This window comes from Variovorax sp. GW822-FHT04A09 (assembly GCF_058801005.1).
Genome location: NZ_JBXAMV010000001.1, coordinates 2,024,268 through 2,047,635, shown reverse-complemented (window position 1 = coordinate 2,047,635; position 23,368 = coordinate 2,024,268). Strand labels below are relative to the sequence as shown.

Genomic DNA, 23,368 nt, shown 5'->3' with positions numbered 1-23,368 from the left:
CACAATCGCCCGCATGTTCTGGACCCTACCGACCATCATGACCTGGACGCGCATCGTCGCGATTCCGTTGATCGTCGGCGTTTTCTACCTGCCGATCAGCGAACCGACGCGCAACCTGATCGCCACGGTCATGTTCATCGTGTTCGCCGCCACCGACTGGCTCGACGGCTACCTGGCGCGCAAGCTCAACCAGACCTCTTCCTTCGGCGCCTTCCTCGATCCGGTGGCCGACAAGTTTCTCGTCTGCGCCGCGCTGCTGGTGCTGGTGCACCTGCAGCGTGCCGACGTGTTCGTGGCGCTCATCATCATCGGCCGCGAGATCGCCATCTCGGCGCTGCGCGAATGGATGGCGCGCATCGGCGCCGGCAAGAGCGTGGCGGTCCACATGATCGGCAAGGTCAAGACGACCGTGCAGATGGTCGCGATTCCCTTCCTGCTCTATGACGGGCACCTCTTCAAGGTGATCGACACCGGCCTGTGGGGCCAGTGGCTGATCTGGATCTCGGCGGTGCTCACTGTCTGGTCGATGGTCTATTACCTGCAAAAGGCCATTCCCGAGATCCGGGCCCATTCCAAATGACCGCGGCCGTCTCGGTCCGCAACGCAGGCTGGCTGCGGGCGATGCCGGCGGTCTTCGTGCTGATCTGGAGCACGGGTTTCATCGTTGCGCGCTATGGCATGCCCTACGCGCCACCCCTCAAGTTCCTCGCCGTGCGCTATGCGCTGTCGCTCGCCTGCTTCGGCGTGTGGGTCATGCTCGCGCGCGTAGCGTGGCCGGCGAAGCGCGCGCAATGGGGGCACCTGGCGGTCACGGGCGTGCTGATGCAGGCCGGTTATCTCGGTGGCGTCTGGGCGGCGGTGCATGCGGGCATGGGCGCGGGGCTCGTGGCGCTGCTGGTCGGCATCCAGCCGGTGCTCACGGCGGTGTGGCTGTCTTTCAACGGCGGGCGCATTTCGGGGCGGCAGTGGACCGGGCTTGCGCTGGGTTTCGCCGGGCTGGTCTTGGTGGTGTCGCGCAAGCTGGGGCAGGGCACCGAGGTCAACGCGCTGACGATGGGGCTGGCCGTGATGGCGCTGCTGTCGATCACGGCGGGCACGCTGTACCAGAAGCGCTTCGTCGCGCCCTGCGACGTGCGCAGCGCCAGCGCGGTGCAGATGGCCGCCGCGCTGCTCGTGACCCTGCCTTTTGCCGCGCTCGAGGCGCAGGCCATCGAATGGAACACGCATTCGATCGGCGCCATGGCGTGGTCGGTGCTGGCGCTGTCGCTGGGCGGCAGCTCGCTGCTCTATATGTTGATCCAGCGCGGTACGGCCACCGCCGTCACCAGCCTGCTGTACCTCGTGCCGCCGTGCACGGCGCTGATGGCCTGGCTGCTGTTCGCCGAACCGATCACCTGGACCACGGTGCTGGGCATCGGGCTGACGGCCGTCGGCGTGAGCCTCGTGGTGCGCGCGGAGCGCTGACGGCGCTTTCTCTTTTTCAGCGCCCGCCCGGCTTGGCCGGCTTCCAGGGCTCCGAGCGGAACTGCTCGACCAGGTGATCGACCAAAAGGCGCACGCGGCGCGGCGTCTTCGGCCGCCACGGCGCGACCCAGTGGATGTCGGCGTCGGGCATGCTGTACGACGGCAGCACGCGCACGAGTTCGCCGCTCGCCAGCTGCGGTGCGATGTCCCAGAGGCTGCGCAGCATGACGCCGTGGCCCGCGAGGCACCAGTCGCGCACCATCTCTCCTGAATTGCTCGTGAGCGGGCCTTGCACCCGCACGCGCGCCGTGCTGCCGTCGCGCGCATGGCGCAGCGTCCAGAGCGCGAACTGGCGCGACTGCGCGGCGTCGCCGTTCTCGCGCGCGATCAGGCAGTCGTGCGTGGCCAGCGCCTCCACCGTGGCCGGTGTGCCGCGGCGTGCCAGGTAGTCGGGCGAGGCGGCCAGCACGCGCTGGTTGCGTGCGATGCGGCGCGTGGTCCAGTCGGCGGCGCGGTGCTGCTGCACCGCCCACAGCCAGACCGCACCGTCGTAGCCTTCGGCGCCGAGGTCGGGCAGTTGCTCGGTCAGCAGCAGCTCGACTTGCAGGCCGGGGTGCTGCGCTTGGAAGTCCGCGAGTGCCGGGCCGAGCCAGTGCCGGCCAAAGCCGAAGGTGGCCGCGAGGCGGACCGTGCCGATCAGCGCGTTCTGCCGTTCGCCGAGTTCGCTTTCGAGCGCCGCGAAGCCTTCGAGCAGCGTGCGCGCATGCAGGCACACGGCCTCGCCTTCGGCCGTGACGCTGAGCCGCCGCGTCGTGCGGTCGAACAGCCGCTGCCCGAGCCGGGCCTCCAGCGCGCCGAGCCGCTTGGTGATGACCGAGGGCACCACGTCGAGCGTGGCGGCCGCGCCGGCCAGGCTGCCCTGGTCGCGGATGGCCAGCACCAGTTCGAGATCGCCGCGTTCCATCGCGTGGGGATTCATGCCAGATTGGAAAGTATGAATTGGCTGATTGTTGCTTGATGGCCGCCAGGGTGCAACGCACAATCGCGGCGTGACGGCTTCCTTCCTCGACTTCCCCCGCTTCGACATCGCTCGCGATGGCGTGCGCATCCACGGTCGCATCGGCGGGCAGGGCGCACCCTTGCTGCTGTTGCACGGCCATCCGCAGACGCATGCGATCTGGCACCGCGTGGCGCCCGCGCTGGCCGAGCGCTTCACGGTGATCGCCGTGGACCTGCGCGGCTACGGCGACTCGGGCCGTCCGGCGGCCGACGCCGAACACGCGGCCTACAGCAAGCGAGAGATGGCGCGCGACGCGCTGGCCGCCATGCATCACCATGGTTTCGAACGCTTCGCCGTGCTCGCGCACGATCGCGGCGCGCGCGTGGCGCACCGGCTCGCGGCCGACCATCCCGGCGCGGTCGAGCGCATGCTGCTGCTCGACATCGCCCCGACGCTGGCCATGTACGAACACACCTCCGAAGCGTTTGCCAAGGCCTACTGGCACTGGTTCTTCCTGATCCAGCCGCCGCCGCTGCCCGAGGCGCTGATTGCGTCCGACCCGGTGCGCTACGTGCGCAGCGTGATGGGCGGGCGGCACGCGGGGCTTGCGCCGTTCGCGCCCGAGGTGCTGGCCGAGTACGAACGCTGCATCGCCATCCCGGGCACCGCCGAATCCATCTGCGAGGACTACCGCGCCTCCGCCACCATCGACCTCGTGCACGACCGCGCCGACATCGCCGCCGGCCGTCGCCTCGCGCAGCCGCTGCGCGTGCTGTGGGGCGAGCACGGGGCGGTGGGGCGCGCGTTCGATGTGCTCTCGCTGTGGCGCGAGCGCGCCGACGACGTGTCGGGCCGCGCGCTGCCCTGCGGCCACTACATCCCCGAAGAAGCCCCCGATGCCTTGCTGGCTGAGGCGCTGAATTTTTTCGTTTCCCCTGAACACCCAGGAGCCACTTCATGAGCACCCACAGAATCGCAGTCATCGCCGGCGACGGCATCGGCAAGGAAGTCATGCCCGAGGGGCTGCGCGTGCTCGATGCGGCGGCGCGCAAATTCGGCATCGACCTGAAGTTCGACCACTTCGACTTCTCGAGCTGGGACTATTACGAGAAGCACGGCCAGATGCTGCCCGACAACTGGAAGGACCAGATCGGCGGCCACGACGCCATCTTCTTCGGTGCGGTCGGCTGGCCCGAGAAGATTCCCGACCACGTGTCGCTGTGGGGCTCGCTGCTCATGTTCCGCCGCGAGTTCGACCAGTACATCAACCTGCGTCCCGCGCGCCTGATGCCCGGCATCGTCGCGCCCGTGGTGCGCCGCGACGGCACGCCGCGCGCGCCCGGCGAGATCGACATGTACATCGTGCGCGAGAACACCGAGGGCGAGTATTCGAGCATCGGTGGGCGCATGTACCAGGGCACGCCGCGCGAGATCGTGGTGCAGGAAACCGTGATGTCGCGTGTGGGCGTCGACCGCGTGCTGAAGTTCGCCTTCGAGCTCGCGCAATCGCGGCCGAAGAAGCACCTGACCAGCGCCACCAAGTCGAACGGCATCTCGATCACCATGCCGTACTGGGACGAGCGCGTGGTGGAAATGGCCAAGGGCTACCCGGGCATCACGCTGGACAAGTTCCACATCGACATCCTCACGGCGCACTTCGTGCAGCGGCCCGACTTCTTCGACGTGGTGGTGGCGAGCAACCTGTTCGGCGACATCCTGTCCGACCTGGGCCCGGCCTGCACCGGCACCATCGGCATCGCGCCCAGCGCCAACCTCAACCCCGAGCGCACCACGCCCTCGTTGTTCGAGCCGGTGCACGGCTCGGCCCCCGACATCGCCGGGCAGGGCATCGCCAACCCGATCGGCCAGATCTGGTGCGGCGCGATGATGCTGGAGTTTCTCGGCCACAAGGACGCGCACGACGCGATCCTGGCGACCATCGAGAAGGTGCTCGCGCCCCAAAGCGGCGCACCGCGCACGCCGGACATCGGCGGTCGGGCGGGCACGGCCGACCTCGGAAAGGCAATTGCCGAGGCCCTTTGAAAAGTACGTCGCGAAACGCCCCTAAAATCGCGCGCTCCGCTGGGCTGCAGTGCGTTGTGTCTTATTGACACCCCGCAGACCAGTGGTTGTAATCCTCGCTGGCAGTGCGCTGCCGAGGCGTCAGGCCTGCCATGTTCTTGAGTCGCTCCCGTCGCGGCCAGGTCGCAGCTGACGAAAGCCGACCAACTTTTTTTCGACAAGGGGCCCTTGTGAACAAGACCGAACTGATTGAGCACATCGCAAAGAACGCCGATATTTCCAAAGCCGCAGCGACCCGTGCGCTCGAATCCACCATTGGCGCCATTCGTACCACGCTCAAGAAGGGCGGTTCCGTGTCGCTCGTCGGTTTCGGCACTTTCGCAGTCGGCAAACGCGCAGCCCGCACCGGCCGGAATCCCCGCACCGGCGACGCGATTAAAATCAAGGCAGCCAAGATCCCGAAGTTCCGTCCCGGCAAGGCGCTCAAAGACGCGCTGAACTGAGGCTGTAGACTCGGAGAGTATTCCAGGTGGGGTGCTTAGCTCAGTTGGTAGAGCGGCGCCCTTACAAGGCGTAGGTCGGGGGTTCGAGCCCCTCAGCACCCACCACCACCCGATGCAAAGGCGAACACCGGTTCGCCTTTTTTATTGCCGTCCGGCGCCCGTCGAAAAAGAGTGTTCAAGCATGTTTGATACCTTCCGCAAGTACAACAAAGTCGTGATGATTTTCTTGTTCTTGCTGATCATTCCCTCGTTCGTCTTCTTTGGTGTCGAGCGCTACCAGGGCATGGGCGGCGACGAGAAGGTGGCCCGCATCCAGGGTCACGACATCACCAAGCCCGAGTGGGACCAGCAGCACCGCGTCGAGACCGACCGCATCCGCCAGCAGTCGCCCAACGTCGATCCGACGCTGCTCGATTCCGACGCGCTGCGCTACGCCACGCTGGAACGCATGGTGCGCGATCGCGTGCTGGCGGCCGCGGCGGTCAAGACCAACATGTCGGTGTCCGAAGACCGCCTTACGCGCATGTTCGCGCAGGACGCCGGCCTGGCTGCATTCCGCACGGCCGACGGCAAGTTCGACCGCGAAGCCTTCCTGCGCGCCACCGGCCGCACGCCCGAGCAGTACGAAGCATCGGTGCGCGCCGACATGGCCTCGCAGCAGGTGCTGCTGGGCGTGACGGGCACGAGTTTCGCACCGGCGGCACTGACCGCGGCCACGGTGAATGCCTTCTACGACCGTCGTGAAATCCAGGTCGCGCGCTTCGCGCCCGAGAGCTTCGCGTCGAAGGTCACGGTCAGCGATGCCGACATCGAGACCTACTACAAGGACCACACGTCGCAGTTCCAGGCGCCGGAGCAGGCCAGCATCGAGTACCTCGTGCTCGACCTCGAAGCCGCGAAGAAGAACATCGTCGCGAACGAAGCCGACCTCAAGACCTACTACGAGCAGAACACCGCGCGCTTCGGTACCAAGGAAGAGCGCCGTGCGAGCCACATCCTGATCACCGCGCCCGCCAGCATGTCCAGCGGCGACCGCGCCAAGGCGAAGGCCAAGGCCGAGCAGCTGCTGGCCGACGTGAAGAAGGCGCCGAACACCTTCGCCGACGTGGCACGCAAGAACTCGCAGGACCCCGGCTCGGCCGAGAAGGGCGGCGACCTCGACTTCGTCACGCGCGGCGCGATGGTCAAGCCTTTCGAAGACGCGATGTTCGCGCTCAAGAAGGGCGACATCAGCGACCTCGTCGAGACCGAGTTCGGCTATCACATCATTCAGCTGACCGACATCAAGTCGGCCGTGGTGCCGCCTTTCGAGAAGGTGCGCGCGACCATCGAGAACGAAGTGCGCGCCCAACAGGCCACGCAGGAATTCGCGAAGGCTGCGGAAATTTTCACGGACACCGTCTATCAGCAGCCCGAGAGCCTGAGGCCGGCCGCCGAGAAGCTGAAGCTCACGATCCAGACCGCCACCAACGTGCCGCGCACGCCCGCGCCGGGCGCCACCGGCCCGCTCGCCAGCCGCAACTTCCTGCAGGCGCTGTATGCCTCCGACTCGCTCGACCGCAAGCAGAACACCGAAGCCATCGAAGTCGGTCCGAACCAGCTCGCATCGGGCCGCGTGACGCAGTACACGGCCGCGCATCCGATTCCGCTGGCCGAGGTGAAGGACAAGATCCGCGCACAGCTCATCACCGAGCGCGCCGCAGCACTGGCCAAGACCGAGGGCGAAGCCAAGCTCGCCGCCTGGAAGGTGAAGGCCGACGGCGCTACCTTCGGCGCACCGGTCACGGTGTCGCGCATCGATGCCCAGTCGCAGCCGACGCCGGTGATCGACGCCGCACTGCGTGCCGACGGCGCCAAGCTGCCCGCGCTGCTCGGCGTGGATCTCGGCACGCAAGGCTATGCCGTGGTCCGCGTGACCAAGGTCGTGCCGCGCACGCCGCCGACGGCCGAACAGGCGCAGCAGGAAAGCATGCAGATCGCCCAGTCGGTGACCGCCGCCGAAGCCGCTGCCTACTACGAGCTGCTGAAGCAACGCTTCAAGGTGGAGATCCTCGTGCCGAAGCCGGCGGACACGCTGCCGGCTGCTGCAGCGGCGCGCTGAGACACAGACGGGCAACTGCTGCTCGCAACAAGCCCGGGTTCGACGACCCGGGCTTTTTTTTTGGTCGCACGAGGGACAAGCGCGGTTCGCGCTTCTTGCCAGAATCCGGCGCATGGGAACCCTTTACCTCGTGCGCCACGGGCAGGCCAGTTTCGGTGCTGCCGACTATGACAACCTGAGCGAACTCGGACACCGGCAGTCCGTGCGCCTGGGTGAATACTGGCGCGAGCGCGGCATGCGTTTCGATGCCGTCATCACCGGCACGCTGAAGCGCCACAAGCAGACCTGGGAGGGCATCGCGCAGGGGCTCGGGCTGTCGCGTGACGACGTGCTCCCATGGCCGGGGCTCAACGAGTACGACAGCGAAGCCGTCATTGCCACGGTGCACCAGGGCAAGCTCGAGAAGCCTGATTCACCCGAGATGTACCGCCATCACTTCCGCCTGCTGCGCGACGGGTTGGGTGCATGGATGCAGGGGCGCACGGCGCCAGTCGGCATGCCGAGTTACGTCGATTTCCTGGCCGGCGTGACCACGGCGCTCGACCATGTGCGCGAGCGGCACCACGGCGCGAAGGTGCTGGTGGTGTCGAGCGGCGGGCCGATCAGCACCGCGGTCGGCCATGTGCTGGGCACCAGCGCCGAGACGACCATCGAGCTCAACCTGCGCATCCGCAACAGCTCGGTGACCGAGTTCGCCTTCACGCCGAAGCGGCACATGCTCGTGACCTACAACACCTTGCCGCACCTCGACGGCCCGGCGTATGCGGACTGGGTCACCTACTCCTGAACCGCGTCAGGCCTGCCAGACGCCGTAGCCGGCGCGGCGCAGGGCGATGCCCAGGTCGACCTCCATCAGCCGCGCATCGTCATACGGCATCGGGTTGTAGCGTTCGTAGAGCGCGGGCAACAGCCGCAGGCCGAATTCCTGCACGAAGCGATTGGCCTGGATGCCGGCCTTGTGCTTGTCGAAACGGATGTCGGGGTCCAGGCCGGTCATGCCGACATAGACGAAGGGCTTGCCGAGTTGGTAGTCGGGGTTGGCGCGCCGGAAGCGGCCGTTGTTCCAGGCGCGGTCGTCGAGTTCGACCACATAGACGTGATGACGGGCGCGTGGTTTGCGGGGCATTGGCGGGAAGCCTCGCGAGGCTGGCTGAAGAAGTATGGGGCCCAGGCAGCCGGAAGAACCGCCGGCCGCGTTGCGCGGCGCGGCGTCAGGGGCATCAGCTCTTGCGCTTGATGAGGCCGTAGAGAATCAGCAGCACGATCGCGCCCAGCACGGAGGCGATGAAGCCGGCGCCCTGGCCGGCGGTGTACCAGCCCATCGCCTGGCCGAGGTAGGTCACGCCCAGCGAACCTGCAATGCCGATCAGCGTGGTCACGATGAAGCCGGCGGAATCGTTGCCCGGCTTGACGGCCCGCGCCACGAGACCCACGACGAACCCGATCAGGATAGTCCAGACGATGCTCATGAAGAAGTTCCTTTGATGAAGTGAAGTGGCGAAAGCCGGGCCCGGTCGGGCCGCTCGCATTCATGATAGCGGAGCCATTCGCGGCTCAGCGTCGTCCAGGCACATCGAACGGGCGACTGCGAAGTTATGCCCATGGGGCAGGGCGCATGTGTGGCGGCAGGCCATCGCGGACGGTCTCTGAAGGCGCTGGGTTGCATGTCAATGTGGCATTTCAGCGTCTTTGGTGATCGCGGGAGCGAAAGCCGCGATTTTTAACGCTACAATCAGAGGCTCTACGGTGGCTGTAGCTCAGTTGGTAGAGTCCCAGATTGTGATTCTGGTCGTCGTGGGTTCGAGTCCCATCAGCCACCCCAAAAAATTCAGTCCCAGCGCTATTTCTCAATAGCACCCAAGGGATTCCAACGCCGGGCTTGCCCGGCGTTGTCATTTCTGGCTTCGCCGTCGCTTCAAGCGCCTGGTTGCACGCCGCGTTCTTTCCTCCTTCGCCCCGATTTTGAAAGTACCCAAAATGGTGCGCGTGTGTTGCGGGTTGTTGCATTCAACCAATGCGCCTGCATTTTTCTGCTGAAAAGGCGCTTGTGGCAAAAGTGGTTTGAATTAGAATTCAGCCGTTTTCAATTCACAACAGGAGTCCAACAATGGCTTCGTCACTCGCCGATATCAATTCCCAGATCCAGAAGCACGACGAGCAGATTGCGCAATTGCGCAAGCAGGCCGAAGACCTGCGTAACCAGGAACGGGCCGGCGTGATCGAAGAAGTGCGCAGGAAGATTGCGGAATACGGTTTGACCGCTTCCGATCTGAAGCTGGGTGGTGGCCGTGCCGCCGCAACCAAGCGCAGCGCAGGTCCTGCAGCCGCCAAGGCCGCCGCCAAATACCGCGGCCCGACGGGCGAAACCTGGTCCGGTGGCCGCGGCCGCAAGCCGCGCTGGGTCACGGAAGCCCTGGCAGCCGGCAAGTCGCTCTCCGATTACGAGATCAAGTGATTGCCTGCAGAATCAGTTGGACATTCGCCCAATAAAAAAGCCCGCTTCGGCGGGCTTTTTTATTGGAAGGCGCGCACAGTGATGTGCGCGCGTCCGATCAGTTCACCATCACCAGTTTTCCCTTGACGCCGCGCGATCCCATGTGCGCATAGGCGGCCTTCAATTCGGACATCGGCATCGTGCTGTCGATCACCGGCTTGATTTTTCCCTGGCCGTACCACTGGGCCAATTCGGCCATCATCTGCGCATTGGCCTTGGGTTCGCGCTTCGCGAAATCGCCCCAGAACACGCCCACCAGCGACGCGCCTTTGAGCAGCGTCAGATTCAATGGCAGCGACGGGATCGGGCCCGATGCAAAACCGACCACCAAATAGCGACCGCGCCAGCCGATCGAGCGGAATGCCGGTTCTGCGAAATCGCCGCCCACGGGGTCGTAAATCACATCCGGGCCTTTGCCATCGGTTGCGGCTTTGATGGCATGACGGAAACCATTGGGCAGTGCGTGCGTCGTGTAATTGATCGTCGCGTCGGCGCCGATCGAGCGGCAGAGTTCGCACTTTTCGTCGGTCGATGCCGCGGCAATCACCTTGGCGCCCGCCGCCTTGGCGATCTGGATGGCTGCTGTGCCCACGCCGCCGGCCGCGCCGAGCACCAGCACGGTTTCGCCGGCCTTGAGTTGCGCGCGGTCCATCAGTGCGTGCCACGAGGTGGCGTAGATCATGATGAAAGCGGCTGCGTCGACATGGCCGAAACCTTCGGGCAGCGGCATGCACAGCGCGGCGGGTGCCAGCGTGTGGGTGCCGAAGCCGCCGGTGCCCGACAGGCACGCCACGTTCTGCCCGACCTTGAGGTGTGTGACGCCTTCGCCCACCGCCTGGATCACGCCCGCATATTCCGATCCGGGAACGAAGGGCAGCGGCGGCTTCATCTGGTACTTGTTCTGCACGATCAGCAGGTCGGGGAAATTCAGGCTGGCCGCCTTGATCTCGATCAGCACCTGGCCCGGGCCCGGCGTGGGGGTGGGCAGTTCTTTCCAGGTCAGCGCGTCAACGCCGGTGGGGTTTTCGCAAAGCCATGCGTGCATGCTCGGGGTCTCCTTCGAATGAGTCGTGTGGGCAATGAATTCGGGGCGATGATAGGCGGCGCTGTGGTGTGGCGTTGTCCCTGCTGCGACGCACCCCGCACCTACAATCCGCTGCACCCAGAAGCACCATGAAGATACTTATTTCCAATGACGATGGCTTTCAGGCGCCGGGCATCGTCGCGTTGCACGACGCACTCAAGGACATCGCCGACGTCGAGGTGGTGGCACCCGAGCACAACAACAGCGCCAAGTCGAACGCACTCACGCTGGCCGCACCGCTGTATGTGCACAAGGCGCACAACGGTTTCCGCTACGTGACGGGCACGCCGGCCGATTGCGTGCACATCGCGCTCAAGGGCCTGCTCGACTACCGTCCTGACCTGGTGGTCTCGGGCATCAACAACGGCGCCAACATGGGCGACGACACCATCTATTCAGGCACCGTGGGCGCGGCGATGGAGGCCTACCTGTTCGGCATCCCGGCCATCGCCTTTTCGCAGATCGAAAAGGGCTGGGCGCACGTGGATGCGGCGGCCCAGGTGGCGCGCCGGCTGGTGCAGCAGATCGAGCGCGAAAAGATGCTCGGCGGCCCCGCCTTCCTGCTCAACGTGAACGTGCCGAACCGCCCGTTCGACGAACTGAAACCGGTCAAGGTGTGCCGGCTCGGGCGCCGCCACGCCGCCGAAAAGGTGATCACGCAGGACAGTCCGCGCGGCGAAACCATGTACTGGATCGCCGGTGCAGGCAGCGCCAAGGACAGCGGGGAGGGCACCGACTTCCACGCGACCGCGGCCGGCCACATCGCGCTGACGCCCTTGCAGATCGACCTGACCGACCATGCCAACCTGGGCCAATGGCGCGAGACGGTTGCCCGTCTCGGCAATTGACGACATGGCGACCCCTCCGCGGCCCAGTTTCCCGGTTCGACTGACCCCCACCGCTTCGGCCGCCACGCGCGGGCGCATGCCCGCTGTGCCGGTCAAGCCGATGGTCCCGTCCACGCCCTCGATGGCGTCCGACGCCGTGCGGGCGCGCATGGTGCAAAAGCTCGCGGCACAGGGCATCACCGACGCGCGCGTGCTGCGCGCCATGGGCACTGTCGAGCGGCATCGCTTCGTCGACAGCGCGCTGGTCAACCAGGCCTATGAAGACACCAGCCTGCCGATCGGGCTGGGACAGACCATTTCCAAGCCCAATGTGGTGGCCCGCATGATCGAGCTGCTGCTGGGCGCGCCGGCGCTGGTCGGCAAGCCGCAGGAGCGGCTGGGCCGCGTGCTCGAGATCGGCACCGGCTGCGGTTACCAGGCCGCGGTGCTGAACGAGGTGGCCACCGAGGTCTACAGCATCGAGCGCCTGCGCGGGTTGCACGAGCGTGCGCGCACCAATCTGCGGCACTTCCGTCTGGCCACCGTCCACCTGATGTTGGGCGACGGCATGATCGGTTACGCGAAGGGTGCGCCGTACGCGGGCATCATCGCCGCGGCAGGCGGTGAGGCCGTGCCCGAGGCCTGGATCACGCAGCTCGCGGTGGGCGGGCGCATCGTCGCGCCGACCCATTCCGCCACCGGTGGACAGGCCCTCGTCGTGATCGACAAGACCCCCCGTGGGCTCGAGCGGCGCATTCTTGAGGCGGTTCACTTTGTCCCCCTAAAATCGGGCATCGCTTGAAGGAATAACAAATGCAGGGTTTTGGCAATCGGAGTTTGTTCGCAGGCATCACGTTGGCTGTTGTGCTCGTGATCGCGGGCTGCTCCGCACCGCGCGGTCCCGCACCGGTCGAAGACCGGGGCACCATGACGCGCGCACCCGGGGCAACGACGCCCGGCGGTCCTCCCATCACGACCGACGCGTCCGGCAAACCGCTCCCCGGTATCGAGAACTACGGCAAGCCCGGCTACTACGCCGTGCGCCCCGGTGACTCCATCCGTCGCATCGGCAGCGAAACGGGCCAGCGCTGGCAGGACATCGTGCGCTGGAACAACCTCGACAACCCCGACCTGATCGAAGTCGGCCAGGTGTTGCGCGTGATTCCACCGACCGGCGGGAGCACGGCGGTCGCCACCGCACCGTCCACCTCTGCGCCTGCTGCGGCCACCGAGGCGACGACCAAGCCTGTGGCTCCGCAGGCGTCCGTCACGCCGGCCGTGCCGGCCAGCGGCGCGAGCGGCACCACCAAGCCGCCTGTCACGGCCTCGCCTTCGGGCCCGGGCAGCTCGGGCGACGACGACCTGGGCTGGATCTGGCCTGCCAGCGGTTCGCTGATCGCCGGTTTCGATGAAGCCAAGAACAAGGGCTACGACATCAGCGGCAAGGCCGGCGACCCCGTGCTGGCCGCGGCCGATGGCCGTGTGGTCTACGCCGGTGCCGGCCTGCGCGGCTACGGCAACCTGATCATCCTGAAGCACAACAACACCTACCTCACGGCGTATGCGCACAACCAGACGCTGCTCGTGAAGGAAGATCAGTCGGTTCAGAAGGGCCAGAAGATCGCCGAGATGGGCAACAGCGACGCTGATCGCGTGAAGCTGCATTTCGAGATCCGCCGCCAGGGCAAGCCCGTCGACCCGTCGCGTTACCTGCCCAACCGGTGATGCCATGGCTGCCTCCCGCCCTCTTCGCACACTGCCCGTGCGTGGGCTGGCGGGGCAGGGCAGCCCTTCACCTCGAAGCAACGGTGGCCGCAATGGTCATCAGGACAGCGGCGACGAGCCGCTGAGCACGGACTCTTTTCCCGACGACTCCCCCGCAGATTCGTCGATCCCCTCAGCAGCATCGGCCCCGCCTCACGGCGCCACCGCCGAGGTCATGGGCGGCGAGGGCGCCGATGCCCTGACCATCTACCTGCGCCAGGTCCGGCGCACCGGGCTCTTCACTCCCGCCGAGGAATACACCACCGCCTGCGCCGCACGCGCCGGCGACTTCGCGGCGCGGCAGTCGATGATCGAGCACAACCTGCGGCTCGTGGTCAACATCGCCAAGAACTACCTGGGGCGCGGCATGCCGCTGTCCGACCTCATCGAGGAAGGCAACCTCGGGCTGATGCATGCCATCACCAAGTTCGAGCCTGAGCGCGGGTTTCGCTTCTCCACGTATGCGACCTGGTGGATCCGCCAGTCGGTCGAGCGCGCCGTCATCACGCAGTCGCGGGCGATCCGCCTGCCGGTGCATGTCGTGCGCGAACTGCAGCAGGTCCTGCGTGCGCGCCGCACGCTCGAGGGCGATGCGGAGTTCCTCGCGAGCCGGCCGGACGGCGTGCGCGTGGAGGACGTGGCCGCGCTGCTCGGCCGCGAGGTGCAGGCGGTGGCTGACCTGCTGGCGCTGGCGGAGGCGCCGCGTTCGCTCGATGCGGGCGACGCGCGCGGCGAAGAAGGCTTCACGCTCGCCGACACCGTGGCCTCCGACGACGAACAGGGCAACCCCGCCGGCGTGACGCACACGCACGAGGTGGAGCGCCTGCTCGACCAGTGGGTGCAGGCCCTCAACGCGCGGGAGCGCGAGGTGCTCGAAGGCCGCTACGGCCTGCACGACCGGGAGCCCGAGACGCTCGAGGTGCTGAGCGTGCGGCTGGGCCTGACGCGCGAGCGCGTGCGGCAGATCCAGAACGAGGCGCTGGCCAAGATGCGCAAGCAGCTGGCGCGCTCCGGCGTCGGCCGCGACGCGCTGTTCTAGTGGTGTGAAGAAAAGAAGGTAACCCGTCGCGGCCGGACCGCCCCGGCCACGCTGAGACAATCGGGGGATGACGGAATCCATCGAAGAAAAGAAAGTCCCCGCGAGCCCCGCCGATGAATGGCTCCAGGTCGAGTCGCTCGACCTGGACGCGCAAGGCGTCTCCCACAAGTCCGACGGCATGGTCGTGTTCATCGAAGGCGCATTGCCCTTCGAGGAGGTGCAGTTCAACGTCCACCGCCGCAAGAACAACTGGGAGCAGGGCACGGTCACGCAGATCCGCCGCGAGTCCTCGCAGCGCGTGCGCCCCGGCTGCCCGCACTTCGGCCTGCACACAGGCGCGTGCGGCGGCTGCAAGATGCAGCATCTGGACGCCGCTGCTCAGGTGGCGGTGAAGCAGCGTGCGCTGGAAGACAACCTCTGGCACCTGGGCAAGGTCAAGCCCGAGAACGTGCTGCGCCCGCTCGAAGGCCCGGCCTGGCACTACCGCTACCGCGCGCGCCTGTCGGTGCGCCACGTGGTCAAGAAGGGCACGGTGCTGATCGGCTTCCACGAGCGCAAGAGCCGCTACCTGGCCGACATGCAGGTCTGCCCCGTGCTGCCCAAGCAGGTCAGCGCCATGCTGATGCCGCTGCGCGCGCTGATCGGTTCCATGGACGCGCGCGACACCTGCCCGCAGATCGAGCTGGCCTGCGGCGACGCTCCGGACTCGACCGCGCTGGGCACCATCGCCCTGGTGCTGCGGCACCTGGAGCCGCTGTCGGGCGCCGACATCGGGCGGCTCAAGGCGTTCGCGGCCGAGAACGAGGGCGTTCAATGGTGGCTGCAGGCCAAGGGCCCGGACACCGTGAAGCTGCTGGAGGAGGGCGGCACACCGCTGGCCTATCGCCTGCCCGCGTTCGGTGTGACGATGCCGTTCAAACCCACCGATTTCACCCAGGTCAACCCGCACATCAACCGTGCGCTGGTCGGCAAGGCGCTGCGCCTGCTCGATGTGCAGCCCGAGGAGCGCGTGATCGACTGGTTCTGCGGCCTGGGCAACTTCACGCTGCCGCTGGCGAGCCAGGCGCGCGAGGTGCTGGGCATCGAGGGCAGCGACACGCTGGTGGCACGCGCCACCGACAACTTCCAGAGAAATCAGCCTGCAACGCCCGAGCGGCGTGCGCTGTCGGCCACCCGGTTCGTGGCCCGCAACCTGTTCGACATGACGCCCGAGATGCTGGTGGCCGACGGCAGCGCCGACAAGTGGCTGGTCGACCCGCCGCGCGAAGGCGCCTTCGCGCTGGCCAAGGCGATGGCCGACCTGCACCAGCAGCCTGAACTGCGCACCGGTGGCTGGACGCCGCCCAAGCGCATCGTGTACGTGAGCTGCAACCCGTCGACGCTGGCGCGCGACGCCGGCCTGCTGGTGCACCAGGCGGGCTACCGCTGCACCTTCGCGGGCGTGGTGAACATGTTCCCGCACACCGCGCACGTCGAGTCGATCGCGGTCTTCGAGCTGGAATGAAAAAAGGCCCCTCGGGGCCTTTTTTCTTGGGGTCGGAGCAAGCCGCTCAGTCGCGCTCGCCGCCGAAGATGCCCAGCAGGGCCAGCAGGCTCTGGAACACGTTGAACATGTCCAGGTACAGGGCCAGCGTGGCGCTGATGTAGTTGGTCTCGCCACCGTCCATGATCTGCTTCAGGTCATAGAGCATGTAGGCCGAGAAGATGCCGATGGCCGCCACCGAGATCACCAGCATGCCGGTGCTCGAGCCCACGAAGACGTTGATGACGGCGCCGAGCATTAGCACCAGCGCACCGACGAACAGGAACTTGCCCATGCCCGACAGGTCGCGCTTGATGACCGTGGCCAGCGAGGCCATCACGAAGAACACGCCGGCGGTGCCGCCGAAGGCCGTCATGATCAGTTCGGGGCCGTTCTTGAAGCCCAGCACCATCGCGAGCAGGCGCGACAGCATCAGGCCCATGAAGAAGGTGAAGCCCAACAGCACCGGCACGCCGGCGGCGGAGTTCTTGGTCTTCTCGATCGCGAACATGAAGCCGAAGGCGCCGCCGAGGAAGACGATCAGGCCGAGTCCGCCGGTGAGCGAGCGGGTGATGCCGGTGCTCACGCCGATCCAGGCGCCCAGCACGGTGGGCAGCAGGCTCAGCGCCAGCAGCCAGTAGGTATTGCGCAGCACGCGCTGGCGTTCGGCCTGCGGCAGTGTCTGGCCGTAGCCGGTGGAAGTGTCGAGGGTGGTCACACGGTCGTTCATGGCCGAAGCTCCTGAGGTTGCTGCATGCAATGACACGCAGTTGGGCGCATTCTAGGGGGCTGCAAGAGGGGGCCTTGCAAAGACCGTATGCCCGTTGTTCTTAAGCCCCCGCGGGACGCTGCGGCGCCCCGCCGTTATGCTGTCGGGTTTCGACGCAACCTGAGCCTATCCATGAAGACCAAATCATTCCTCGAACTCGCCGACGTCAAGGCCATCGCCGCTGCAGCGGAAGCCGAGGCCCTGAAGAACAACTGGGCCGTGACCATCGCCATCTCCGACGACGCCGGCAACCTGCTCTGGCTGCAGCGCCTGGACGGCGCCGCCGCGCTGTCCTCGCACATCGCTCCGGCCAAGGCACACACCGCCGCCATGGGCCGTCGCGAGAGCAAGGTCTATGAAGACATCATCAACGGCGGCCGCACCGCATTCCTGACGGCGCCCCTGGTGGAAGGCCTGCTCGAAGGCGGCGTGCCGATCGTGAAGGACGGCCACGTCATCGGCGCTGTGGGCGTGAGCGGCGTGAAGTCGAACGAAGATGCGCAGATCGCCAAGGCCGGCATCGCCGCGCTCGGCCTGTAAGCCGTTTCATTCGCCCAAAGCAAAACGCCGACCTGATGGTCGGCGTTTTCTTTTTTCGGGGCTTCAGCGTGAAAAAAAGCTTGGCTAGTCGGCGAACCGTTGGCTAGCAAAAAACGACCCTTCGGAGATGAATCTCCTCGAGTCGCCCCACGATGAAACTTGCGCGAGGGGCGGGCCGAACGACCTACTTGGTCAGGATCAGCTTGCCGAGTTTGGTGGCTTGAAGCCGGTAGAGCGAGCCGTTGTGCATGATGCCCACGGTCTTGCTTCCTTTCAGAAGCTCCGTGCTTTCGACCATCGGCGCCGGACGCGCCACCTGGATCGATGCATGACCGCCACCCGATTGGTCGAGCGAAGGGTGGTTCAGGACAGAAAAGGCATTCGGGGTGGCTGGCATCTGGAGTTCCCTTTATGGAAGCGATGAGTGAATGATAATGATTCTCAATATAAAGTCAATCGTCGCGATCAACTTTTTTTCGATCCGTCATTCACCCGTTCAGATCACTTCGTGTCGGGCTCGGTGATGAAGCCGATCTTGCGCACGCCGGCTTCGCGTGCCTCGGCCATGGCCTTGGCCACGCGCTCGTAGCGCACGGCCTTGTCGCCGCGGATGTGCAGCTCGGGCTGCGGTTCCTTGGCGGCTTCGGCGGCCAGGCGGTTCGGCAGCTCGCTGTCGTCGATCTTCTGTTCGTTCCAGTAGTAGGCGCCGTCGGCCGTGACGCTGAACAGGATGTTCTGCGGCTTGGGCTGCTCGGGCTCGCTGCTGGCGCGGGGCAGGTCGATGTTGACCGCGTGCTTCATGACCGGCACGGTGATGATGAAGATGATCAGGAGCACCAGCATGACGTCGACCAGCGGCGTCATGTTGATCTCGTTCATCACCTCATCGGGTTCGTCTTGCGTTCCGAAAGCCATGATGCTGCTCAGCCCTTCTTGAGCGGAACCACGACGGCTTCGCCGCTGCCGCTTTGCACGCGGGCGCCGGTCACGAAGTAGGCGTGCAGGTCGTGGGCGAAGCTGTTGAGCTTGGTCAGCACGAACTTGTTGCCGCGCACCAGGGCGTTGTAGCCCAGCACGGCGGGGATGGCGACCGCCAGGCCCAGGGCCGTCATGATCAGCGCTTCGCCGATCGGGCCGGCCACCTTGTCGATGGTCGCCTGGCCGGCCGAGCCGATGCTCATCAGCGCGTGGTAGATGCCCCAGACGGTGCCGAACAGGCCGATGAAGGGTGCCGTCGAACCCACCGAAGCGAGGATGGCCAGGCCGGTCTGCAGGCGTGCCGTGAAGGCGTCGATGCCGTTGCGCAGGGCGCGCGTGATCCAGTCGCTCACGTCGAGCGCGTCATGCAGGTGTGCCTTGGTGTTGCGGTGGTGGGCGGCGGCTTCGCGGCCCTCGAGCGCCAGGGCGCGGAAGGGGTTGCTGTCGTCGGTGCCCAGCTTGTTCAGGGCGGTGGCGAAATCTTCGCTGTGCCAGAAGTCCTGCGAGTGCTTGGCCAGGCGCTTGTATTTGATGACGTCGAGCGCCTTCACGATGATCACGATCCACGATGCGAGGGACATGCCGATCAACAGAACCGCGACAGCCTTGGTGACGAAGTCGCCCTGATTCCAGACGTTCATCAAGCCAAATTGGGAATCCATACGAAGTTGCTCCAGAGAAAAATTAGTTCAGGACGTAGTTGACGGGGGCGTCGTAAGACATGGCCTGCACCACGCCGTTGACCTTGCCGGGCACGAACCGGCATTTCATGATGTATTCGACGGCGGCCTCGTCGAGGCGGTCGAAGCCGCTGGACTTCTTGACCTCGGCGCTCTTGGGCAGGCCGTCGGCGCCCACGAGCACGCGCACGATCACCTTGCCTTGTTCGCCGAGCCGCTTGCTCATGGCGGGATAGACCGCCTTCGGGTTCTGCAGGTAGTCGGCATTGCTCGACGGCAGCTGCACGGCGGGCGGCGCCGGGGGCGACGGCGGCGGTGCGGGAGGGGCTGGCGGCGCGGGCGGTGCCGGTGGAGCAGGCGGGGGCGGCGGCTCGGTGGTGCCCGAGGTCGCGTTCGGCGCGGGCGTCGGCTTGGGTTCGCGGATGGCCTGCGGGCGCGGCGGCGGCGGCGCCTTGCTCACCTTGGGTTGCGGCGGCGGAGGAGGCGGGGGCGGCGGATCGGCCTTGGGTTTCGGCGGTTCGACGAACTGGCTCAGGATCTCGACGGGAATCACCACTTCGGCGGCCCGGCGCAGCAGGCCGCTTTGCAGCGCCCAGAGCGCGGCGCCGTGAAACAGGATCACACCGCCGGCAATGACGACAGTGCGCGACAGGCCAAGAAAGGAGGGAGGGGGGGCAAAGCGGTCAGACACGATCAACCATTCGAATGCGGGCACTACAAATCGTGCCCCGATTGCAGCAAAACCGCTACAGAGACGCTACTTGCGAAAAATCCACCAGACAGAGCCGGCGACGAGGATCAGGCTGCCGCCGAGAGCCGAGACGAGTTCCATGCTTTGCTTTCCTTGATGGAGTTGGCAAGCTGGATCGCTCTCGGCGCCGATTCGCAGTTCAAGGCGGCGACCGGGTGAGAGACACTGCACTGCGCCACGATGTCGCGGGCACAACCTTCACACTGGCCACACTGGGTGGCCACGCCGAGTTCGAACTGGACTTCGTCGAAAGTCATGCCCGCGCGCACGTGACGTGCGATTTCACGGTCAGAGACTCGGCGGCAGACGCAAACGATCATGGCAGTGAAAGCGGCAGTTGGCTGGCTGTTGGATGTGATTCATTATAAATAAGAATCCATCGCATTTGCAATCACTATGACTGACATGCAGTCGGAGTTTGCAAGCCGGTGTTACACCTCGGCCCAGAGCCGCAAGAGGTTGTGATAGTGGCCGGTGAGCGCCACGGTTTCCTCGCATTCGCCCAGGCGGGCGCGCAGTTTCTGGATGGTCTGGTCGAGTTCGAACAGCATGCCGCGCTGGGCGTCGCTGCGCACCATGCTCTGCAGCCAGAAGAAGGAGCACACCCGCGCCCCGCGCGTGACCGGGTGCACGCGGTGCAGGCTGCTCGCCGGGTAGAGGATGAGGTCGCCGGCCGGCAGCTTGACCTCGTGCGAGCCGTAGGTGTCGATCACTTCCAGCTCGCCGCCGTCGTAATCCTCCGGATCGCTCAGGAAAAGGGTGCACGACAGATCGGTGCGCAGCTGCTGGCTGCTGCCCGGCACCGCGCGCACCGAACCGTCGACATGCACGCCGTAGTGCTCGCCGCCCTCGTAGCGGTTGAACAGCGGCGGCACGAAGCGCGCAGGCAGTGCCGCCGAGAAGAACAGCGCGTGGCGCGAGAGCGCGGCCAGGATGGTCGCGCCGAGTTCGCGCGAGACCGGCGAAGACTCCGGCAACTGGCGGTTGCGCTTCACCTGGGCGCCTTGGTCTCCCACGGTTTCGCGGCCGTCGACCCAGTGGGTGGCGTCGAGTGCGGCGCGCATCTCGCGCACCTGGTCCGGGCTCAGCACGTCGGGCACATGCAGCATCATTTCGGTGAACTCCACAAGAAAAAAAGCCCCGGCGCAGGCCGGGGCTCGAGTGTCGCACCGCGCCTGCCGCAAGGGCCGGCACGGAGGCGACGCGGTCGTCGGGATCAGAACGCGAAGTTCGCGGTGATCTTGGCCGAGCGAGGGATGCCCGGCGTGTAGCGGTAGCCGCTCTTGTTGATGGCGGCCGCGTACTGCTTGTCGAACACATTGGCGATGTTCAGCTGGATGTCGACGTTCTTGTTGATGCGGTACGACGCCATGGCATCGAACACCCAGTAGGAGTCGATGTAGGCCGGCGTGCCCACGGCGCCGTCGGTGCCGCGGTGCAGCTTGCCGTTGTAGCGCGCGCCGCCGCCGACCGTCAGGCCGAACGGGAACTGGTAGGTAGTCCAGGCCGTGAAGGAGTTCTTCGGCGTGTAGGTCAGCACGTTGGTGCCGTCGGCCGTGACGTTGGGGCCGCTTTGCACCTTGGTGTCCATCGTCGTGAAACCGGCGCTCATGCCCCAGCGTTCGGTGATGGTGCCCGCCACGCCCAGCTCGATGCCCTGCACGCGCTTCTTGCCGCTCTGGTAGTACAGCGCGGTGTTGGTCGGGTCCTGCACCACTTCATTGGTCACGTCGGTGCGGTAGACCGCGCCGGTCAGCGACAGCTTGTCGTCCAGCACGTCCCACTTCGTGCCCACTTCGAAGGTCTTGGCCTTTTGCGGCAGGAAGTCGGTGCGCGCCGCGCTGTTGCCCGTGCCGGCGGCCGACAGCGAGAAGTTCGCGCCGCCCGGGGGCTGCGCCGAAGTGCCGTAGGCCGCGTAGATGCTGCCGTTCTTCGCGGGCTTGTAGACCACGCCGATCTTGCCGGTGAACAGGTTGTCGGAGAGCTTGAGCGACGAGGGCACCAGCGTGCCGACCGGCAGGCCGGGGTTGGTCGTTGCGGTCGACAGCGTCGCGCTCTGGAACGAGGTGCTGTAGTGGTCGAAGCGCAGGCCGCCGGTGATCTGCCATTGCTCGTTGAGCTTGATGGTGTCGAAGGCGTACAGGCCGACCGTGTTGGTCACGCCCTTGCTGTCGGCGCCGCTGAGCATGCGGTTGTAGCCGTTCACGTACGGGTTCGGCGCGTACAGGTTGGCCACCGGCCAGGCGCCGTTCTGCACGACCTTGCCGTTGAACGTGGCGCCGGGGCTGAAGTAGCCCAGGCTCGACTGCTCTTCACGGATCAGCTCGACGCCGGCGCTGAGCGAGTGGCTCAGGCTGCCGGTGTTGAACTTGGCGGTCACGTTCGTCTGGTTGACGAAGATCGTGTTTTCCTGGTTCTTGTTGGTCGGCAGGTTGCGCGTGGTCGTCCAGGTCGACGGCAGGCCCGGGATCGGCGTGCTGAGGAACGCGGTGTTGCCCGAGGGCGGCGGGTTGCCGTTGGTGCCCAGGCCGCCGAGCATGAACGCCGTCAGCATGTAGTCCTGCTTCGTCTTGCCGTAGCGGGTCGTGTTGCGCAGCGTGATGTCAGGCGTGAAGTCGTGCTCCACGCGCGCGGTGAACATGTCGGCCGTCACCTTGTTGAAGTCGTAGGCGGTGCCGTAGAAATTCTTCGGATCGACCGGTGCCGCGTAGTTCAGGAAGCTGCGGCGACGTGCGCCCAGGGCCGTCGGATCGGGGTTCGAATAGCTGGGCAGGCCGATGGTCGGCACGCCGCCATCAGGCACGTTGTCCTGGTCGACGTGCAGGTAGTCGAAGTAGAAGCGCGTGGGCGAATTCAGGCCGAGCGCGATCGAGGGTGCAATCGCCGTGCGCTTGTTCTTGACGAAGTCGCGACCGGGCACGCCCGAGTCTTCCATCGCCGCATTCAGGCGGAAGGCGGCGCCGATGCCATTGGCGCTGCTGAGCGACTTGTTCCAGTCGATGCTGCCGCGCTTGTAGTCGGCGCTGCCGAAACCGAGCGAGCCCAGGAAGCTGTCTTCGAGCTTCGGCTTCTTGGTGACGAGGTTGATGTAGCCGGTGGGCGAGGTGCGGCCCACATCGGTGCCCGACGGGCCCTTCACGACTTCGACCTGCTCGATGTTGAACATGTCGCGCGAGACCGAGCCCAGGTCGCGGATGCCGTCCACGAAGATGCTGCTGGAGCTGTCGAAGCCGCGCATGAAGACGGCGTCGCCGGTGTTCGTGTTGCCGTTCTCGCCCAGGAAGAAGGTGCCGACGCCGGCGGTGTTGCGCAGCGCTTCGGTGAGCGTGGTCGCACCTTGTTCGCGAATGATCTGTTCCTTGATCACCTGGATGGTCTGCGGCGTGTTCACCAGCGGGGCCGTGAACTTCGGGTTGGCCGAGGTGTCGGTCTTGTAGTCGGCGGCGCTCGAATCCTGCACGCGGACTTCAGGCAGGGCCCGCCCGGTCTGGGCAAAGGCGGCGGGGGCTGCGATGGCCAGCAGCGTGGCTGCGGCGGCACCCGAAAGGTGAGGAACGGCGCGTGCGACGGCGTGTTTGCGGCTCTTGATATAGGCCATGTTGTTTTCTCCAGAAAGGGCGGGCGGGCAGAGCTCGACTGGCTGGGTCCGGGCGGCGCACTCTCGGGGAGAAAAAGGGCGGCAAGACTGGCTGGGTGAGCTGATTTGCGAAGGGTTTTTGCAAATCGATGCAAATGATATTGCTTCTCAATACCAAGGTGCTCAACTGGCCGCTTTTAACCAGAAAGTTTCGCCCGCTCCGTTGCCGGCGCGCAACTGACGAGGCCGCGCG

General features: G+C 66.0%; 27 protein-coding genes and 2 tRNA genes. 17 read left to right on the top strand and 12 right to left on the bottom strand.

Translation table 11 applies throughout. From position 1 onward, the window contains the following. Positions 1-13 precede the first annotated feature (13 nt). Entirely contained in the window at positions 14-580 is a 567-nt protein-coding gene (gene pgsA, locus AC1RLW_RS09505; RefSeq protein ID WP_062479069.1) for a CDP-diacylglycerol--glycerol-3-phosphate 3-phosphatidyltransferase, read from the top strand. Continuing rightward, on the top strand, positions 577-1,464 hold the full coding sequence (locus AC1RLW_RS09500; RefSeq protein WP_062479066.1) for a DMT family transporter: 888 nt from the start codon (positions 577-579) through the stop codon (positions 1,462-1,464). The genes pgsA and AC1RLW_RS09500 overlap by 4 nt, the downstream gene beginning before the upstream one ends. A 16-nt stretch (positions 1,465-1,480) precedes the next feature. Here AC1RLW_RS09500 and AC1RLW_RS09495 read toward each other — a convergent pair whose 3' ends face one another. Then, positions 1,481-2,443 carry a LysR family transcriptional regulator gene (locus tag AC1RLW_RS09495; protein ID WP_493192874.1) on the bottom strand — a complete coding sequence of 321 codons (963 nt, stop codon included), beginning with the start codon at positions 2,441-2,443 and terminating at the stop codon, positions 1,481-1,483. Between the two features lie 70 nt (positions 2,444-2,513). Here AC1RLW_RS09495 and AC1RLW_RS09490 point away from each other — a divergent pair, with 70 nt between their 5' ends. From AC1RLW_RS09490 to AC1RLW_RS09465, 6 genes are all read left to right on the top strand, one after another. After that, positions 2,514-3,425, top strand: coding sequence for an alpha/beta fold hydrolase (locus AC1RLW_RS09490; RefSeq protein WP_493192873.1), 912 nt, complete (start codon positions 2,514-2,516; stop codon positions 3,423-3,425). Beyond that, positions 3,422-4,507: a tartrate dehydrogenase gene (locus tag AC1RLW_RS09485; protein WP_062479058.1), complete on the top strand. Its 1,086-nt coding sequence runs from the start codon at positions 3,422-3,424 to the stop codon at positions 4,505-4,507. Before AC1RLW_RS09490 ends, AC1RLW_RS09485 begins: the two co-directional genes overlap by 4 nt. A 209-nt stretch (positions 4,508-4,716) precedes the next feature. Next, positions 4,717-4,989, top strand: a complete 273-nt coding sequence (locus AC1RLW_RS09480) for an HU family DNA-binding protein (protein WP_007830705.1) — start codon at positions 4,717-4,719, stop codon at positions 4,987-4,989. A gap of 29 nt (positions 4,990-5,018) precedes the next feature. Next, positions 5,019-5,094 (top strand) — tRNA-Val (locus AC1RLW_RS09475). Positions 5,095-5,170: 76 nt separating this feature from the next. Then, positions 5,171-7,090 carry a SurA N-terminal domain-containing protein gene (locus tag AC1RLW_RS09470; protein ID WP_493192872.1) on the top strand — a complete coding sequence of 640 codons (1,920 nt, stop codon included), beginning with the start codon at positions 5,171-5,173 and terminating at the stop codon, positions 7,088-7,090. Positions 7,091-7,202: 112 nt separating this feature from the next. Beyond that, a complete protein-coding gene (locus AC1RLW_RS09465; protein ID WP_139706101.1) occupies positions 7,203-7,877 on the top strand; it encodes a histidine phosphatase family protein in 675 nt (224 codons plus the stop codon). Positions 7,878-7,883: 6 nt separating this feature from the next. On the opposite strand, the gene AC1RLW_RS09460 is transcribed toward AC1RLW_RS09465, so the two are convergent. Continuing rightward, positions 7,884-8,216 carry a hypothetical protein gene (locus tag AC1RLW_RS09460; protein ID WP_493192871.1) on the bottom strand — a complete coding sequence of 111 codons (333 nt, stop codon included), beginning with the start codon at positions 8,214-8,216 and terminating at the stop codon, positions 7,884-7,886. A gap of 94 nt (positions 8,217-8,310) precedes the next feature. Then, entirely contained in the window at positions 8,311-8,559 is a 249-nt protein-coding gene (locus AC1RLW_RS09455; protein ID WP_062479046.1) for a GlsB/YeaQ/YmgE family stress response membrane protein, read from the bottom strand. A 277-nt stretch (positions 8,560-8,836) separates the two neighbouring features. Between AC1RLW_RS09455 and AC1RLW_RS09450 the strand changes: the two genes are divergently transcribed. Both AC1RLW_RS09450 and AC1RLW_RS09445 read left to right on the top strand, forming a co-directional pair. Beyond that, positions 8,837-8,912: transfer RNA gene (locus AC1RLW_RS09450), tRNA-His, on the top strand. A 285-nt stretch (positions 8,913-9,197) separates the two neighbouring features. After that, positions 9,198-9,545 (top strand): H-NS histone family protein, encoded by a 348-nt coding sequence (locus AC1RLW_RS09445; RefSeq protein ID WP_056583066.1) that lies wholly within the window; start codon positions 9,198-9,200, stop codon positions 9,543-9,545. A gap of 97 nt (positions 9,546-9,642) precedes the next feature. Here the strand turns inward: AC1RLW_RS09445 and AC1RLW_RS09440 are convergent, their stop codons facing one another. Further along, on the bottom strand, positions 9,643-10,629 hold the full coding sequence (locus AC1RLW_RS09440) for an NADPH:quinone oxidoreductase family protein (protein WP_493192870.1): 987 nt from the start codon (positions 10,627-10,629) through the stop codon (positions 9,643-9,645). A 128-nt stretch (positions 10,630-10,757) separates the two neighbouring features. On the opposite strand from AC1RLW_RS09440, the gene surE reads away from it, so the two are divergent. The 5 genes from surE to rlmD all read left to right on the top strand — a co-directional run bounded on the left by surE (position 10,758) and on the right by rlmD (position 15,802). Then, positions 10,758-11,516 (top strand): 5'/3'-nucleotidase SurE, encoded by a 759-nt coding sequence (gene surE / locus AC1RLW_RS09435; protein ID WP_062479041.1) that lies wholly within the window; start codon positions 10,758-10,760, stop codon positions 11,514-11,516. Between the two features lie 4 nt (positions 11,517-11,520). After that, positions 11,521-12,297, top strand: a complete 777-nt coding sequence (locus AC1RLW_RS09430) for a protein-L-isoaspartate(D-aspartate) O-methyltransferase (RefSeq protein ID WP_307638550.1) — start codon at positions 11,521-11,523, stop codon at positions 12,295-12,297. A gap of 11 nt (positions 12,298-12,308) precedes the next feature. Continuing rightward, positions 12,309-13,220, top strand: a complete 912-nt coding sequence (locus tag AC1RLW_RS09425) for a peptidoglycan DD-metalloendopeptidase family protein (RefSeq protein WP_493192869.1) — start codon at positions 12,309-12,311, stop codon at positions 13,218-13,220. 4 nt (positions 13,221-13,224) lie between these two features. Then, on the top strand, positions 13,225-14,298 hold the full coding sequence (locus AC1RLW_RS09420; RefSeq protein ID WP_493192868.1) for a sigma-70 family RNA polymerase sigma factor: 1,074 nt from the start codon (positions 13,225-13,227) through the stop codon (positions 14,296-14,298). Between the two features lie 67 nt (positions 14,299-14,365). Further along, complete coding sequence (gene rlmD, locus AC1RLW_RS09415) at positions 14,366-15,802, top strand: 23S rRNA (uracil(1939)-C(5))-methyltransferase RlmD (RefSeq protein ID WP_159277556.1); 1,437 nt, start codon at positions 14,366-14,368, stop codon at positions 15,800-15,802. A 46-nt stretch (positions 15,803-15,848) separates the two neighbouring features. On the opposite strand, the gene AC1RLW_RS09410 is transcribed toward rlmD, so the two are convergent. After that, positions 15,849-16,550, bottom strand: coding sequence for a Bax inhibitor-1/YccA family protein (locus tag AC1RLW_RS09410; RefSeq protein WP_062479032.1), 702 nt, complete (start codon positions 16,548-16,550; stop codon positions 15,849-15,851). Positions 16,551-16,721: 171 nt separating this feature from the next. Between AC1RLW_RS09410 and AC1RLW_RS09405 the strand changes: the two genes are divergently transcribed. Further along, on the top strand, positions 16,722-17,129 hold the full coding sequence (locus AC1RLW_RS09405; RefSeq protein WP_056583078.1) for a GlcG/HbpS family heme-binding protein: 408 nt from the start codon (positions 16,722-16,724) through the stop codon (positions 17,127-17,129). Between the two features lie 184 nt (positions 17,130-17,313). Here the strand turns inward: AC1RLW_RS09405 and hemP are convergent, their stop codons facing one another. The 7 genes from hemP to AC1RLW_RS09370 all read right to left on the bottom strand — a co-directional run bounded on the left by hemP (position 17,314) and on the right by AC1RLW_RS09370 (position 23,136). Then, positions 17,314-17,526: a hemin uptake protein HemP gene (gene hemP, locus AC1RLW_RS09400; protein ID WP_099796208.1), complete on the bottom strand. Its 213-nt coding sequence runs from the start codon at positions 17,524-17,526 to the stop codon at positions 17,314-17,316. Positions 17,527-17,630: 104 nt separating this feature from the next. Further along, a complete protein-coding gene (locus AC1RLW_RS09395; RefSeq protein WP_062479026.1) occupies positions 17,631-18,044 on the bottom strand; it encodes an ExbD/TolR family protein in 414 nt (137 codons plus the stop codon). An 8-nt stretch (positions 18,045-18,052) separates the two neighbouring features. Beyond that, positions 18,053-18,769, bottom strand: a complete 717-nt coding sequence (locus AC1RLW_RS09390; protein ID WP_062479023.1) for a MotA/TolQ/ExbB proton channel family protein — start codon at positions 18,767-18,769, stop codon at positions 18,053-18,055. Between the two features lie 22 nt (positions 18,770-18,791). Beyond that, positions 18,792-19,481 (bottom strand): energy transducer TonB, encoded by a 690-nt coding sequence (locus AC1RLW_RS09385; protein WP_070059744.1) that lies wholly within the window; start codon positions 19,479-19,481, stop codon positions 18,792-18,794. A gap of 104 nt (positions 19,482-19,585) precedes the next feature. Beyond that, positions 19,586-19,858, bottom strand: coding sequence for a (2Fe-2S)-binding protein (locus AC1RLW_RS09380; RefSeq protein ID WP_062473051.1), 273 nt, complete (start codon positions 19,856-19,858; stop codon positions 19,586-19,588). 111 nt (positions 19,859-19,969) lie between these two features. Then, complete coding sequence (locus tag AC1RLW_RS09375; protein ID WP_070059743.1) at positions 19,970-20,650, bottom strand: Fe2+-dependent dioxygenase; 681 nt, start codon at positions 20,648-20,650, stop codon at positions 19,970-19,972. A 104-nt stretch (positions 20,651-20,754) separates the two neighbouring features. Further along, entirely contained in the window at positions 20,755-23,136 is a 2,382-nt protein-coding gene (locus AC1RLW_RS09370; RefSeq protein WP_493192867.1) for a catecholate siderophore receptor Fiu, read from the bottom strand. Here AC1RLW_RS09370 and AC1RLW_RS09365 point away from each other — a divergent pair. Then, positions 23,135-23,356, top strand: coding sequence for a hypothetical protein (locus AC1RLW_RS09365; protein WP_139140281.1), 222 nt, complete (start codon positions 23,135-23,137; stop codon positions 23,354-23,356). The genes AC1RLW_RS09370 and AC1RLW_RS09365 overlap by 2 nt on opposite strands. Positions 23,357-23,368: the final 12 nt, after the last annotated feature.